14 protein-coding genes and 1 tRNA gene are annotated in these 13,285 nt (G+C 61.5%); 5 read left to right on the top strand and 10 right to left on the bottom strand.

The window, feature by feature from the left end; genetic code table 11:
• Positions 1-18: 18 nt before the first annotated feature.
• Together CO676_RS20120 and pcsA are read right to left on the bottom strand one after the other, a co-directional pair.
• The gene (locus CO676_RS20120; RefSeq protein WP_014764355.1) at positions 19-996 is read right to left on the bottom strand and encodes a quinone oxidoreductase; all 978 of its coding nucleotides are present in this window, start codon (positions 994-996) and stop codon (positions 19-21) included.
• Between the two features lie 9 nt (positions 997-1,005).
• Entirely contained in the window at positions 1,006-1,731 is a 726-nt protein-coding gene (gene pcsA, locus CO676_RS20115; protein WP_014764354.1) for a phosphatidylcholine synthase, read from the bottom strand.
• A 275-nt stretch (positions 1,732-2,006) separates the two neighbouring features.
• Between pcsA and CO676_RS20110 the strand changes: the two genes are divergently transcribed.
• On the top strand, positions 2,007-3,218 hold the full coding sequence (locus CO676_RS20110; RefSeq protein WP_097522363.1) for a UbiH/UbiF family hydroxylase: 1,212 nt from the start codon (positions 2,007-2,009) through the stop codon (positions 3,216-3,218).
• On the opposite strand, the gene CO676_RS20105 is transcribed toward CO676_RS20110, so the two are convergent.
• Positions 3,186-4,148, bottom strand: coding sequence for an AEC family transporter (locus tag CO676_RS20105; RefSeq protein WP_097522362.1), 963 nt, complete (start codon positions 4,146-4,148; stop codon positions 3,186-3,188). The genes CO676_RS20110 and CO676_RS20105 overlap by 33 nt on opposite strands.
• Positions 4,149-4,178: 30 nt before the next feature.
• Positions 4,179-4,925 carry a cytochrome c biogenesis CcdA family protein gene (locus CO676_RS20100; protein ID WP_041414372.1) on the bottom strand — a complete coding sequence of 249 codons (747 nt, stop codon included), beginning with the start codon at positions 4,923-4,925 and terminating at the stop codon, positions 4,179-4,181.
• A 275-nt stretch (positions 4,926-5,200) separates the two neighbouring features.
• Here CO676_RS20100 and CO676_RS20090 point away from each other — a divergent pair.
• A tRNA-Lys gene (locus CO676_RS20090) sits at positions 5,201-5,276 on the top strand.
• A gap of 592 nt (positions 5,277-5,868) precedes the next feature.
• Here CO676_RS20090 and CO676_RS35335 read toward each other — a convergent pair.
• Positions 5,869-6,267, bottom strand: coding sequence for a hypothetical protein (locus CO676_RS35335; RefSeq protein ID WP_179875567.1), 399 nt, complete (start codon positions 6,265-6,267; stop codon positions 5,869-5,871).
• Between CO676_RS35335 and CO676_RS35330 the strand changes: the two genes are divergently transcribed.
• Positions 6,266-6,859 (top strand): hypothetical protein, encoded by a 594-nt coding sequence (locus tag CO676_RS35330; protein WP_179875566.1) that lies wholly within the window; start codon positions 6,266-6,268, stop codon positions 6,857-6,859. The genes CO676_RS35335 and CO676_RS35330 overlap by 2 nt on opposite strands.
• Here CO676_RS35330 and CO676_RS20080 read toward each other — a convergent pair.
• From CO676_RS20080 to CO676_RS20060, 5 genes are all read right to left on the bottom strand, one after another.
• Positions 6,841-7,125: a hypothetical protein gene (locus tag CO676_RS20080; protein WP_097522361.1), complete on the bottom strand. Its 285-nt coding sequence runs from the start codon at positions 7,123-7,125 to the stop codon at positions 6,841-6,843. The genes CO676_RS35330 and CO676_RS20080 overlap by 19 nt on opposite strands.
• A complete protein-coding gene (locus CO676_RS20075) occupies positions 7,125-7,412 on the bottom strand; it encodes a hypothetical protein (protein WP_097522360.1) in 288 nt (95 codons plus the stop codon). The genes CO676_RS20080 and CO676_RS20075 overlap by 1 nt, the downstream gene beginning before the upstream one ends.
• Positions 7,409-7,948, bottom strand: a complete 540-nt coding sequence (locus CO676_RS20070) for a metallophosphoesterase (RefSeq protein WP_097522359.1) — start codon at positions 7,946-7,948, stop codon at positions 7,409-7,411. Before CO676_RS20070 ends, CO676_RS20075 begins: the two co-directional genes overlap by 4 nt.
• A gap of 10 nt (positions 7,949-7,958) precedes the next feature.
• Positions 7,959-9,944 carry an AAA family ATPase gene (locus CO676_RS20065; RefSeq protein WP_097522358.1) on the bottom strand — a complete coding sequence of 662 codons (1,986 nt, stop codon included), beginning with the start codon at positions 9,942-9,944 and terminating at the stop codon, positions 7,959-7,961.
• A 216-nt stretch (positions 9,945-10,160) separates the two neighbouring features.
• Positions 10,161-11,582 (bottom strand): replication initiation protein, encoded by a 1,422-nt coding sequence (locus CO676_RS20060; RefSeq protein ID WP_179875565.1) that lies wholly within the window; start codon positions 11,580-11,582, stop codon positions 10,161-10,163.
• A 633-nt stretch (positions 11,583-12,215) separates the two neighbouring features.
• On the opposite strand from CO676_RS20060, the gene CO676_RS20055 reads away from it, so the two are divergent.
• Both CO676_RS20055 and CO676_RS20050 read left to right on the top strand, forming a co-directional pair.
• Positions 12,216-12,662: a hypothetical protein gene (locus CO676_RS20055; protein ID WP_097522357.1), complete on the top strand. Its 447-nt coding sequence runs from the start codon at positions 12,216-12,218 to the stop codon at positions 12,660-12,662.
• 119 nt (positions 12,663-12,781) lie between these two features.
• Entirely contained in the window at positions 12,782-13,105 is a 324-nt protein-coding gene (locus tag CO676_RS20050; protein ID WP_097522356.1) for a hypothetical protein, read from the top strand.
• Positions 13,106-13,285 lie beyond the last annotated feature (180 nt).

The following is a 13,285-nucleotide window of genomic DNA, read 5'->3' as shown; positions in this document are numbered from 1 at the left end:
GGCGCCTTGAGGCGTCGATCAGGGAATCAGCAGTGTCGTTCCACTCGTTTTTCTTGTTTCGAGATCCGTATGCGCTCGGCCGGCCTCGGCGAGCGGATAGGTCTGATGGATATTGATACGCACTTTGTTGCTTTGCACAACATCAAACAGGGAATTTGCACACGCCTCCAGCGCCGGCCGGGTCGCGACATAGGTGAAAAGCGTCGGGCGGGTCGCGTAGAGCGCCCCTTTCTGCGCCAGGATGCCGATATTGAACGCATCCACCGGCCCGGAAGAATTGCCGAAACTCACCCAAAGACCGCGCGGCTTCAGGCAGTCGAGCGAAGCCGGATAGGTGTCGCGACCGACCGAGTCATAGACGACGTCGACGCCTCGTCCGCCCGTCAATTCCCTGACGCGGGAGACGAAATTCTCCGTTCGGTAGTTGATGACATGGTCGTAGCCGTGGGCGAGCGCCAGATCGATCTTCTCCTGCGACCCGGCCGTGCCGATGACCGTCGCGCCAAGGGCCTTCGCCCATTGTCCGGCAATCAGCCCGACGCCGCCGGCGGCCGCATGAAAGAGCAAGGTCGTCTCGGGTCCGACCTTGAAGGTCTGATTGAGCAGATATTGCGCGGTCATCCCCTTCAGCATCATCGCCGCCGCCGTTTCGAGGCTGATCCCATCCGGAACCTTGACGAGCTGCGAGGCATCGACGTTGCGTTCGCTTGCATAGGCGCCGTCGGCGGAAGCATAGGCGACACGATCACCGACGGAAAACATGCTGACGCCGTCTCCGACAGCGGTCACGATGCCGGCACCCTCCTTGCCCGGAACGAAGGGCAGACCGGTTGCCGATTTGTAAAGACCGGTTCGGAAATAGACGTCGATGAAGTTGAGGCCGATGGCGACTTGCCGGATCTGCACCTCGCCGGGTCCGGGCGCCGCGAGCGTCACGCCCTCCATCTTCAAAACTTCCGGTCCGCCGAGTTCGCGAACGACGATCGCCTGTGGCATGAGCAACTCCTAAGTGCGCCCGAGATTGGGAAAAAGCTGCAGAACAAAACCGATGACATAGAGATAGATCCCCGTTGCCACCACGCCGAGGAACACCCAGGGCGGCGTCTCGAAATGCAGAAGCAAGGCGTACATGCCCAGCACCGACCAGACCAGAAAGACGCCGAGATTGAGGGGCCTCAACCTTTTCACGCGCACCGGATGCAGGAAGTTGATCGGCAGGAACGTCAGCACGACAGAAAGGAAAACAACAATTGATGCAGTCACTTCACTCGCCTGGATGACAAACAGCGTGAAGACGACCATGTTCCAGACGACCGGGAAACCCGAGAAGAAATACTCATCCGTCTTCATCCCCATATCGGCATAGTAGATGGCGCTCGACACGACGATGGCGCCGGCCGCCACGAAGGACCAGGGTTCGCCGATCATGCCGCTCTGGTAGAGCGCGAAGGCAGGCAAGAGCACGTAGGTCACGTAGTCGATGACATTGTCGAGCGTATCGCCCGACCAGTTCGGCAGCACTTCCTTGACCTGAACCTTGCGCGCGATCGGGCCGTCGATACCGTCGACGAGCAGCGCCAGCCCCAGCCACCAGAACATGTCGACGAAACGGTGTTCGGCCGCCGCCACCACGCCGAGAAACGCCAGGAACGAGCCGGATGCCGTGAGAATATGCACCGAAAAGGCGCGGATTTCGGCATAGGGAACGGGCTTATAGTTGAAGAATTTCATCTGCGAATGCCGCCCCATCCCTTCGTTTCGTCTTTCGCGCCATCGCCGGACCGCCGCTGACCCGCGAGTGACGGCCCTTCGGCGGTTAATATGCACCGATTGCGAGGCATCGCCAGCAAAATTCACCTCCGTCAACCTTCAAGCGTAATTGTCCTGTGGACACGCGACAAATGCGTCTGCGCCGATTCAGCCCATTTATTTCAATGGGCTAAGCGGGTACAACAAACCCAAGAAAGTGAGTTGGAGGCGGACAACCGCCCCGGAAGGTGCCGGCCATGCAACATCATGACATTGCCATCATCGGCGCGGGACTTGCCGGCTCGCTCGCGGCGATCGCGCTAGCCCGCGATGGCCACCGCGTCGCGCTCATCGGGCCGAGGCCGGTCATCGCCGACGGACGCACCACGGCCCTCATGGACCAATCGATCGAGTACCTCAAGGCGCTCGCTCTCTGGGACGAGGTCGAGCCGCTGACGGCGCCGCTGGTCGCTATTCACATCATCGATGGCACCAAGCGGCTTCTGCGAGCGCCACCGGTCAATTTCCGCGCTGCCGAGGTGAGTCTCGACGCCTTCGGCTATAATATTCCGAATGCCCCCTTCCTCGAAATCCTCGAAAAGCACGAAGCGAGCCTGCCGACGCTCGAGCGGATCACCGCCCCGGCCATGACCTTCGACTTCGGCGAAGTCGAGGTGCGGGTGGGTCTGGAGGACGGGCGAACGATCACCGCGGATCTCATCGTCGGCGCCGATGGCCGACGGTCTGTCGTGCGCGAGGCAGCCGGGATCGAAACGTTCTCCTGGTCCTATCCGCAAACGGCGGTCGTGCTGAACTTCGGCCACGAGCTGCCCCACCAGGAGGTTTCGACGGAGTTCCATACGGAAAGCGGTCCGTTCACGCAGGTCCCCCTGCCGGGCAACCGCTCCAGCCTCGTTTGGGTCCAAAGGCCGCGCGACGCGGAGGAGACGCTGAAACTTCCGACGGAGGTTCTGTCGCGCACCATCGAGGACCGAATGCAGTCGATTCTCGGGAAGGTCACGGCCGAAGGGACGCCGCAGTCCTTTCCCCTATCCGGCATGACCGCCCGCCGCTTCGGCAAAGGACGCGCCGCGCTTGTCGGCGAAGCGGCCCATGCTTTTCCGCCGATCGGTGCGCAGGGGCTCAATCTCAGCCTGCGTGACGTGATGACGCTCGTTGAACTCGTCGGCCGCCCGACCGGCGGGCATCTGGCGGCAGATACAGGGGATCGTTTCGACGGCCGCCGCCGCATGGACATCGTCAGCCGAACCGCAAGCGTCGACCTGCTCAACCGGTCGCTGCTCTCGGATTTCCTGCCCATTCAGGCGCTGCGGGCGGTGGGCCTGCAATTCATCGCCTCCGCGGGTCCGCTGCGGGGCCTGCTGATGCGCGAAGGCATCCATCCAGGCAGCGTGCTGCGGTCGCTCAAGGAAAGCCTACGGGAAAAGATCGGCCGGCAGCGCGCTTGATCGCATGAGATAGAGCAGGCCGGTCACCGTCGCGACCGAGATCAGCGTGGTGATCAGGATCGTCGCGGAGGCACGCTCCTGCCAGATGCCATATTGATGGCCGATCACGAAGACGTTGGTGGCAGTCGGCAAGGCGGCAAGCAGCACCGCCGTCTGCATCCATACGGGGTCGTAGGTGCCGACCAGGCTCAGCGCCAGATACATGAGCACCGGATGCAGCACGAGCTTCGCCGGAACGATGTAGCCGATCTCGACGGGAATACGCTTCAGCGGACGGAGCGCCAGGGTTACGCCCATGGCAAACAGCGCACAGGGCGCGGCGGCCTGCGCGAGGTAATCGATCAGTCTCTGCAGCGGCGTCGGCGGCTCGAGCGCCAGGAAGGCGGCCGCCACGCCGGTGAAGGTCGACAGGATGAACGGGTGAAGGGCGATCCGGCTGACAATACCGAGGGCAAGGAACAGCGGCTTCTGCTTGCGCCCGCCGGCAAGCGCCATCATCGCCGGGGCAACGGTGAAATGCGCGGCATTCTCGAAGCAGAAGATCAGCGCCACCGGCACGGCGGCGGCCTCTCCGAAAGCGAGCAGCGCCAGACCGGGTCCCATATAGCCGATATTGCCATAGACCCCGGCAAAACCCTGGATCGTCGCCTCGGCGACCGTGCTCCGGCGCAGGAACAGGCCGATCGAAAAGATCAACACGAAGACGACATAGGTCGTCCCGACGCTGGTGAGAATGAAGTCGGCGCGAGTCAGCTCTTCGACGGGCGTGCGCGACACCAGTTTGAAGAAGAGCGCCGGCAGCGCCAGATAGACGATGAAGGTGTTCAGCCAACCCATCGCCTCGCCGGGGTGCTCGACGAAGCGCGCCGTCAGGTAACCGAGAAAGATGAGCCCGAAAAAGGGCAGCACCAGGCCTGCAATGTCCGTCATCTTCTCCCCCGGTCCGGCTTCCGGCCTTGCTTAGCCGATTTGCGACAGGATCGGGAAGGTCTGCTGGAACCAGATTGCAACCGAGCTGATGAAGCCTAAGACGAAGGCAAGGCCGGCGAGCACGAGAAGCGCGCCCATCAGCTTCTCGACCAGACCGAGATGGCGGCGGAAACGCATGAGGAAGCGCATGAAGGCCTCGGAAAAGCCGGCGGCGATCCAGAACGGCACGGCAAGGCCGAGCGAATAGATCGCCAGCAGCATCGCCCCGTCGCCGACGGTCTCGCGCGCCGCGGCGACGCCAAGGATGGTGCCGAGCACCGGGCCGATGCAGGGTGTCCAGCCGAAGGCGAAGGCAAGCCCCATGATATAGGCGCCCGACAGCGTCGCCGGCTTGCCGCCCCCATGAAAGCGCGCCTCGCGGGCAAGTAGCCCGATGCGAAGGACGCCGAGGAAATGCAGCCCCATGATGATGATGATGATGCCGCCGATACGCGACAGCAGATCGATATACTGCCTCAGCAGGAGGCCGATCGACGACGCCCCTGCCCCGAGCGCCACGAAGACCGTCGCAAAGCCGAGCGTGAAGAACAATGCCGCTGGCAGGACCGCCCGTCGCGTATTGCCGACCGCCGCAGCATCTCCGCCGCGGAACTGATCGACCGAAACGCCGGCCATGTAGCAGAGATAGGGTGGGACGAGCGGCAGGACGCAGGGGGAGAGAAAGGAAAGAGCGCCTGCAAGAACGGCGGTCCAGATGGAGACATCGGCAATCGACAAATTCAGAACTCCGGCACTCGGCTGATGGCTTTCTTACTCGCATGTATACAGCGACACCAATCACCTTTCGGCGATCATTTTGCCGCACCGGCATGGTCGGCCGGGGGTGCCGGAGGATGCTGGTGCGGGCTTCGCTCCTGGGAGCAGCGGCCTGCGACTTCCCTTATCCCAGAGAGGGTCTAGAATCCTGGTCTGGCGCAATTTTTCGGTTGACCGGCGCGAAGCTCGCGTGCATATGTCCGCCCACTCCGCCAGGCTTCACAAGCCGGGCACGGGAGCGCGTAGCTCAGCCGGTAGAGCAACTGACTTTTAATCAGTAGGTCCAGGGTTCGAATCCCTGCGCGCTCACCACCTACAACCAAATTCTTCAAAGACTTAACAAGACAGAACCACCTGACCCTGCGAGGTAAGGCGGGGTCAGGGTCAGCATAGGGTCAGCAAGCAAAAAATGCTGACATCTCCACAAAAATCGAAGACCGCACGAGCGGAATCACGAGGTCTGACTTTGACCGGGGTCAGATGAGGGTCAGGCCGCCTCGGCCAACCACTCCCGGCACGGATTGCAATGCCTGCTGCCGGAAACGTCGGACATGAAAAAAGCATGACAGCGTATGGAGGCCTTAGCCCTCCTCTTGTCGGAATAGGGAGCGCGGTTACCGTTCTTCGAAAGCGAGTCGAAGCGGCCGTTCACCGATCCAGTGGATCGCCCGAGCCTTCAGCCGACCTCCGCGAGATTGTGGCCCTCCTTGCGCAGTTTCATCAGCTTCTGATCTTCTTCCTTCGTCCATAGACGCTGAAGTCGGCGGTGAGCTGGCTGCCATGCTCCGCTGATCCCGGGTGCCGCAGTTTAGCTTGCTCGCCCGCGTCTGGATCGATGACGCCATGCGGCCGAGGACCTCGGCGATTTCCCCGTTTGTCTTGCCCTCCCCACGGAGTTCGAGGATCACGCGATCTGTTCCAGCGTTCCAACGTTCCTTTGACTTCGTCTTTGTCTTCCCATGATGTCTCCCTCCGGTACTGACATGTTGTTCCTCGACCCCGCCGGCGCTAGTTTTCGCCGGCAAAAGTCCATGCAGCGGATAAAGGGGTCGATCTCGGAGTCCTGGAGTCCGAAAATCTCGCCGACCTCCGCTTTCGAGATTTTGCCCTCTGCGGCCCATCTCGCGACGTCGGTCGGTCGGAATCCGATCGGCATGCCGTTGTCGCGGAGAATGCGATACAGATCGCCGTAGCTCGCTGCCCGGGCGAGCGCCCGGGCGATGAAGCCGCTCACCTCGAAACGCTGCCAGACGTCCACGACCGGCACGCCGCTGGCGACGTCATCGCGCAGCGCGTCGATCATGATCCTGCGCTTCACTATCCCGCGGCCAACGCCGCTGTCCAAACGCCTCGGTATCGACGACCTGGCGCTCCCGCGCGCACGCCCGAACATACGCCAAGGCCGCCGAGCGGATTTCGCCAGCCCGCCGCGTGCGTTGATCTTCGATAAGCGCGTTGCGTGCGTCCGCCTCCCGGAAGTCCTCGGGGAACAGTGCCCGCGCGATGGACCATGCTTCGGCCGTCGCCTGGACGCGGTGGAAATCCATCTTTCGGAATCGGGTCCGCAGCGCTTCGTCCACGCCTTCGATCCAAGAACCTGCCCGCCACCAACAGAGCCGTTCATGGACCTCGTCCAAGAAAAACCGATGCCCGGTCTCATCCATCGGAGCGACTTGAATGACGACATTCTCGACAGGAAGCAAGCTGCCGTGCTCCAAGCAGACTCCGATGTAGTATCTGCATGCCTCGGCGATGTGCCCGCGGAATCCCTGGCAAACCGCATCCCGTGCCGCCTGCTCCGACTCGCATCGAGCGCACTGGACGCGAGGCTCGTCGCCGTTGATCAAGAATCCGAGTGCGCCGCACTGCTCGCAGGTCATCCCGGCTCGGTCTGATGCGTGTAGCCAAACTTCTGAGATGGCGTCGGCGACTGCCGTGGGAATGCGTCGCGCGAGGGCATCGGTGCGATGACCAGGTTGCCACGCCTGTTCTCGACATGAGTGACTTCGATGTGGACACCAGCATCGCCAGCGGTTTCCCGGATTTCCGACAGCGCCCGCCCAACGATCCGGTGCCAGCCGTCGCCGATGCCGAGCGCGACGTCGTCGGGAAAAATGTCGGCAACCGCGCGGCGGATTGCGATGTCGTTCTCAAGACGCATCAGTGCATACTCGCCCGGACTGCGGCCTGCGCCTTTTCGATGATCTCTGCGATGCGCTGCATACCGTTCTCCGGCATATACTCCGGCGCAGCGGCGATTTTGACCTGGAGCTGTCCATCCGACTCGGCAATCCCGGTGATGATGGCAAAAGATCGGACCTCTGTCGGTAACTCCCCGAAGGCACGCAGCGCGTCGTGGATTGCTGGCATCCATGCCTTTGGCACGGCAACCCGCGCACTCGGCGAAGTGACCGGTCCGTACATGTCGTTGAGTTCTGCAGCAGTCATGCGATCATCCCTTTCGTCAGCTCGGCGAACGAGCGCGGCGTGTAGTCGACGTCGGGCAAGTCGATCCCGACATCCCGAGACAGCCCCTGTCCGGGGAGCTTTCCGTGCGAATGTCCGTAGAAATGCACAGCGCCGTACTGCTGACTCGGCCATACCCGTGCGGCATAGTGAGCCAGGTAGACATCGCGACCGCCGTCTCGGGTGCGTAGCGCATGCTCCGGGCGTGCGGCCCAGTCGAGAGCCGCCAAGGTCGGATGCAGGTCGCCGCGCTTGTCTAGTTCATGATTGCCGATGATCAGGTGCTTGCGGCCCTTGAGGCGGAAGAACAGCGACCGGATGCGCTCGCTGTTGATGCCGAGCTGGAAGGCAAAATCGCCGAGGTGGTAGACAATGTCCTGGTCGCGGACGACGGAGTTCCAATTGGCGACGATGGCCGCGTCGTGTTCGTCGATCGATGCGAACGGCCGAGCGCACATCCTGATGATGCGCTCGTGGGAGAAGTGCGTGTCGGCGATGTAGTACTTGTTCACGAACATCCGACCCCCCTTAGATTGCAAGCGTCAGCTGCGGTTGCGCGTAGGCCTCGAGCGCCTCGTGGACCTCTTCCCCGTCGAGCCGGCTGCGAGGGATGAGAACCTCAACGAGTTCGTCAAACGCAGCGCGATTGCGCTCGAGAATACCGCGGGCGCGCTCCGCCTGCTCTTGAAGCACTTCCTCGACACGCCGACGGAGAAGGGGATCGAATTGGCGAGCCTGGACCATCGACTGCGGATCGCGGTGTCCGTCCGACCCGAGCGTTTGCCCCATGCCGACGCTCGACAGCGCGTAAGTGAGGAGATTTGTCGCTTCGGCGAGATCGGCGATGACGCCGTCGGAATGGTTGCCGTGGACCAGCCTCTCCGCTGCCAAGCCTCCAAGGAGGTGTGCCACACGGTCGGCATACCACTGATAGTCACGATGCCCGGCACGCGGCTGTACAACGGCCGCCCCGGCGATCTCCATCCCCGCTTTGGGATCACGATCCCGGGTTACGAAGACTTCATGCACCGTCGCGCCGAGGGCGGCCGCGACAACGGCATGACCGATTTCGTGCACTGCGATGTGCCGGATATCATCATCGGAACGACGTTCTCGGCGCGGCAGTGAAGCGGCGATGTGATGATGCCGCAGTTCCCGGCGCTCGCGGCGAGCAAGTCGACGGGCGTCGCGAGCCAGGCGCTCCAGGTCAGCGCCTGACATACCCTGAGTCTTCTGGCCGAAGAGCCCCAGGGGGAATTCCTCTCCGACGGCGAGGTGCTGGCGCAGGATTGCCTGACGGGCGCCGGCGTCGGGGAGCGGGATTTCAATGTGACGATCCAGACGTCCCGGGCGACGGAGGGCCACGTCGATGCCCGAGGCGTCATTCGTCGCGCCGACCACGATCACGCCCGCGCGCTCGATGGCTCCGTCGAGGCACTCGAGGAGAGAATTGACGACGCCGCGCATCCACTCGTCCGACCGGCCGTGACCGATGGAACCGCGGGCGATGAAGTTGTCGATTTCATCGATCAAAATCACGGACGGTGCATGCTCCCGGGCCTCGGCGAACGCATTTCGCATCGAACGGATGAGGTCGCCCTGATGGCCTTCTCCGTTGGCGATCCACGCAGAATAGCTGCCGATGACGAGATGGGCGTCGAGGCTCTTCGCAAGCGAGGCCGCAAACGTCGTCTTCCCGCACCCCGGCGGACCGCTCAGGAGGATACCGTTGTCAACGTCGGCCCAGGAGATCGAGCCATTGCGCCAGTCTTCGATATCCCGCGCAAGCTCGAGGCCCCACTCCTGGGCAGCGCCGTACCCATGCATTTCGCACAAGGGGCGCACGTCGGGAACCGTGCGTTCCGACGGCTTCTTGTCCTTCTTGTCTGCCGCCTTCTCCTTGGCTTCCTGTGCTTTCTGTTCCTCTTCGGCCGCCACCGCTTGCAAGTGCAGCTGGTAGGTCTCCGGGATTACACGGGTCGAGGCGATAGCGATGCGACGGCGACGCCAGGGCATTTCGGCGAGCAGGATCGCATCGTCTGCCGTGATCTGGCGGCCGCATTGCGCAGCTGCCAGGATCACGAGATCGATGTCCAGCCCAGCACGGATCACGCTGTCTGCGAGCGTGAGCGAAGCATGCTCCGTCTCTTCCTTGACGTCGGCGAAGAAGACGCTGCAAGCAGCACTGTCGAGGCCGCTATCGATACCCTTGTCCCAGCGCAGCAGTGCTGGATAGACGTCGTAATTGGGAGTGATAGCGTCCTCTCCGTCCACAACGTCCTCGACGGAGAAATCCATGTCGATTCTGTCGCCGCTGCCCGGAGTAAGTCCTCGACAGACACGGATATCGCGGACGGCAAGAACAGCGGCGTCCTGCCAGGCGATCGCGTTTGTCGTCTCCGGCACGATGACTACGTGGATGCCGCGTGGCTGATGACCGAGGCTATCCAGAATGCGGTGTACGTGAAGGCGGGCGAGCGTGCGCTCGAAGTCGACGCGAGTTTGGCGGGTCATGATAACTCCTGCGAAAAAATGGAAAGCGCTGTCCCCGGGGTGGGGTGTCAGGCAGCTATCCGGGCTATCCGCAGGGTGTTCATGGTCTCGACTCAGCTCTCTCGGTCAACATATTTGCAACCATGCCGCGTACGGTTGCGGCTGTCAACGCGGCATCCGGGAGTTCGTTTCTACTAAATCGCCGATGCGATCGGGTGGTTAACGGCGCGCGATCGGTTAGAAATCGATCTCGTCGTCATCGACCTCGGCGAACGTCGACGGCTTGGGCGGCAGAGGATCGTCGGCGAGAACGGTACGCCCGTAGATCAGATCGTGGATGTCAATCTTGGGCGCCTTGACCGGAATTCTCACGGTCGTCGTGTGTTCGACGACCTCGGCATCTCGCCACTTGCCTGCGACTCCGAGCACTTCGAAGTCGCGCTTGGCCGCCCAGAACTCCAGAACCGCGTCTGCGCCGACCTTCCCGATCAGGTCGAGGAACTCGCGGCCGGTCATACCGACGATATGCTCCTCGGGATACGACTTCGCACCGTGAAGGTCGGCAGACCACAGGCCGAAAATCCTGATCGCCGGCGCGCCGATGCTGGTCTCTGCCTGACGGAACCGCGTCAGCGCCGGGTAGTACTTCCGCTTCTCCGCAGGCATCGCGCCGACTGTCGCGGTCTGCTTCGCTGCCATCTCCGCTCTGATCCAAGCAGGCTTCACTTCACGGAGCTTCTTCGTAGCGCGGCCGACAACGATCACCAGCTTCCCGTCCTCGAACGTGATCGAGATCGGAAACCGCCGACGGACGCCGCTGATCGCCGACAGATCGCTGCAGACGAGTTGAAGGGTGCTGTCGAGAACGGACGCCTGCGTCTTCGTCGGCATCCCGACGAATGCCCGGAACTCGGACTTGGTCATCTCGGGAACTGACCGATACAAGCGGTGTTTGCCCGCCTCCAGGCAGAGCTTGAGGTAAAGTCGGACTGTGAACTTCGATTTGAACCGCGACATCGCGTTAAGGTCGACCCAGGCGTAGTCGCGGCTTTCCATGACGGCCAGCTTCAAAGCTTCGGGAAGGCGAAAGAACATCTCGTCATGGCCGCGCAGCGCCGCCAAATCGTCGGTGTCGTGCAGCAGTTCGATCATCTGCATGCGGATCGTACCGCGAGCGCCGATTTGATTAAGGCGGAGCGTCATTGCAGCCGTCGAAAGCCGAGCCAGCGCCTGCTTGGCGCGATGGAGGCTGTTGAGGCCGAGGTATTTCACGATGTCGCCCAGCTTGATCGAATGCGTTTCGCGCGAGATGCCCTGCTTCCGCGCCTCGGCGAATAGTCTCCAGAAAGCCGCGATGTCGCCTGCACGAAGATGGCTCGATTCAATCTGCATCGTCTCGATGACGACCCGAGGGATTTCGATGCGCGGGGACGTTTTTTCGTTATCGAAGACCGCCTCTGCCGACAGATCGCCGCACTTGAGACCGCCGCGCTGATGACCGCGAATAATGTCGTCGCCGGTGGCTTGCCATACGTAGCCCTTTTCCGAACCATCTTCGCGTTCATGAACGAACACCGCCCCCCGCTTGCCGTGCATCTTGTGCCGACGGCGCTTCGGGGCCGTTTCCATTTCTTCGATCGTTGTGGCTGGCTGATGCACGCCTTCTGTCTCCCTGACACATAGAAGTGTGCTTTTCGGTGCAACATCGCACAAGAGACCAACGTTCATTTTTTCCAAAAGCGGCGAATTTCTTTGGCGTATCGAGATTCTTTGCCAACTGGGAGAGGTGGTATAATCTAAGTCAACTATACGGTATTCCCTGGGCGCTGCATTTTGAAGAATTGGAGCCTTGAGATAGCAAATGTGAAACCGGGGTTCAGGATTTTAGCCTGAGGTTTCTTGGGCTCCGCTATATTTAAACGCGGGTCGCTTCGCTCTTCCTTGTTTATCCTGCCCTTCGGCGGAGCCTGGAGCAAGCAGAAATGTCTGTGTCATCAGATACGCGGAGCGAACTGGGATAGCTGACATCGTACCTTCGGGTTCTGAACTCCATGGGATTGGTTTCGTTTGGAGGCCCAGGGACATCGGATTCCGTTTCGGGGAGCCTCGGATATCCAAGGGGCGAAGCGGCGGAGCCTCCTAGTGCGCCGCGATGTTTTTAAATCGTATTCTACATGTAGAAAAGAACAATGCATTCTATCTGTAGAAATGTATTGCGCTGAATTTCGCCGGCAGGGAGACTTCTACGTGAGGAAACCAAAACATGCTTCTATATATAGAACGGGGGATGAGATGAGAACGACCGATGTGATCGAGATCGAAGAGCCGATCGATAGAGTCGAGGATGAGTTGGGACTGCTCAAGGAGCTACTCGGCGAAGAGCCTGTGATCGAGACGCTGGTGGTGACGAAATCCATCTCGAAGCGGCCGACGGTCGGCATAGCGGACATGTCCGACGACGAGTTCCGGGCGTACAAAGCGCAGAAGCAAGCCGAGCGCCGTGCGAGGCTCAAGGTACGCGAGTCGTTGGGGAGCATGAAATTCGACTCGTCCTCGGCTCGGGAGGCCCTCGCGGATGCGGCGCTGCTGATCCTCGCGACGGGCGGTCCTGGTGCAGACGCCGTCATGAACTACCTGGGCAGGGTGTATCACGACCAGGTCGGCGCGCCGATGACCATCCAGGCCAGAGCGCGGTCAGGTCGGCTCAAGCCAAAGTTGCTGCACATCGCCCGCAAGTGATCTCAAATCATGAATGGGACACCGATGTCCCGTTCTCAAATTAAATCGCATCCTTTTTGTCCCTTGCGCCGAAACGCCGTTTCATCAGGTTTCAAACGCCGTTTCGGGAGATGTGAGGCATGGCAAGCGATTCCTTCAAAACGACGGAGCGGCAGCGGACGTCTGCGCAGCGGACGCGGCAACGGCGCTCGGCTGCCGGAAAGCCGCAGCCGGTGGCGGTCGACGAGGCCATTTCGGCTGCCCTGAAGTCCGAACTGCGCCGGGTCAAGGCAGACGGTGATCGGACAACTAAGACGAGCGCTGTATTGAATTCGATCTTCGATTCCGCACTGGATCACCTGGTCGACGTCCGGGGTCTCGACAGGCAGCAGTGCTGGTCGGCTCTCTCGGCTCGGCTCATCAAGCGACGTCGCTATTGCCAGACTCCAGGCTGGCAGCGCTAGCCCTCGTTCCCCCGTTTCCCCCCATTACTTCCTGTTTCAGAATCGGGAATCCGCAAAAACACGCCGTTTTGTCCCTTGCGTTGCCGAAGACCACCGTCTCCTCAAAGGGAGACATCAACATGCCGCAAGATTTCAAGCCCCTGACAGCTGTAGAAGTCGCGCTCGGGGACCGCCTCAAGC

Source organism: Sinorhizobium sp. BJ1, from assembly GCF_002531555.1.
In the GTDB taxonomy this organism is placed as follows: domain Bacteria; phylum Pseudomonadota; class Alphaproteobacteria; order Rhizobiales; family Rhizobiaceae; genus Sinorhizobium; species Sinorhizobium fredii_B.
The sequence above is the reverse complement of the archived record's forward strand: the minus strand, read 5'-3'. Positions and strand labels throughout refer to the sequence as shown.

Coding starts and splice junctions, on each gene's coding strand:
- CO676_RS20050 (WP_097522356.1), top strand. CDS start 12,782: ATGGCAAGCGATTCCTTCAAAACGACGGAGCGGCAGCGGACGTCTGCG.
- CO676_RS20110 (WP_097522363.1), top strand. CDS start 2,007: ATGCAACATCATGACATTGCCATCATCGGCGCGGGACTTGCCGGCTCG.
- CO676_RS20065 (WP_097522358.1), bottom strand. CDS start 9,944: ATGACCCGCCAAACTCGCGTCGACTTCGAGCGCACGCTCGCCCGCCTT.
- CO676_RS35330 (WP_179875566.1), top strand. CDS start 6,266: ATGATCCTGCGCTTCACTATCCCGCGGCCAACGCCGCTGTCCAAACGC.
- CO676_RS20105 (WP_097522362.1), bottom strand. CDS start 4,148: ATGACGGACATTGCAGGCCTGGTGCTGCCCTTTTTCGGGCTCATCTTT.
- pcsA (WP_014764354.1), bottom strand. CDS start 1,731: ATGAAATTCTTCAACTATAAGCCCGTTCCCTATGCCGAAATCCGCGCC.
- CO676_RS20080 (WP_097522361.1), bottom strand. CDS start 7,125: ATGCGTCTTGAGAACGACATCGCAATCCGCCGCGCGGTTGCCGACATT.
- CO676_RS35335 (WP_179875567.1), bottom strand. CDS start 6,267: ATGATCGACGCGCTGCGCGATGACGTCGCCAGCGGCGTGCCGGTCGTG.
- CO676_RS20075 (WP_097522360.1), bottom strand. CDS start 7,412: ATGACTGCTGCAGAACTCAACGACATGTACGGACCGGTCACTTCGCCG.
- CO676_RS20070 (WP_097522359.1), bottom strand. CDS start 7,948: ATGTTCGTGAACAAGTACTACATCGCCGACACGCACTTCTCCCACGAG.
- CO676_RS20055 (WP_097522357.1), top strand. CDS start 12,216: ATGAGAACGACCGATGTGATCGAGATCGAAGAGCCGATCGATAGAGTC.
- CO676_RS20120 (WP_014764355.1), bottom strand. CDS start 996: ATGCCACAGGCGATCGTCGTTCGCGAACTCGGCGGACCGGAAGTTTTG.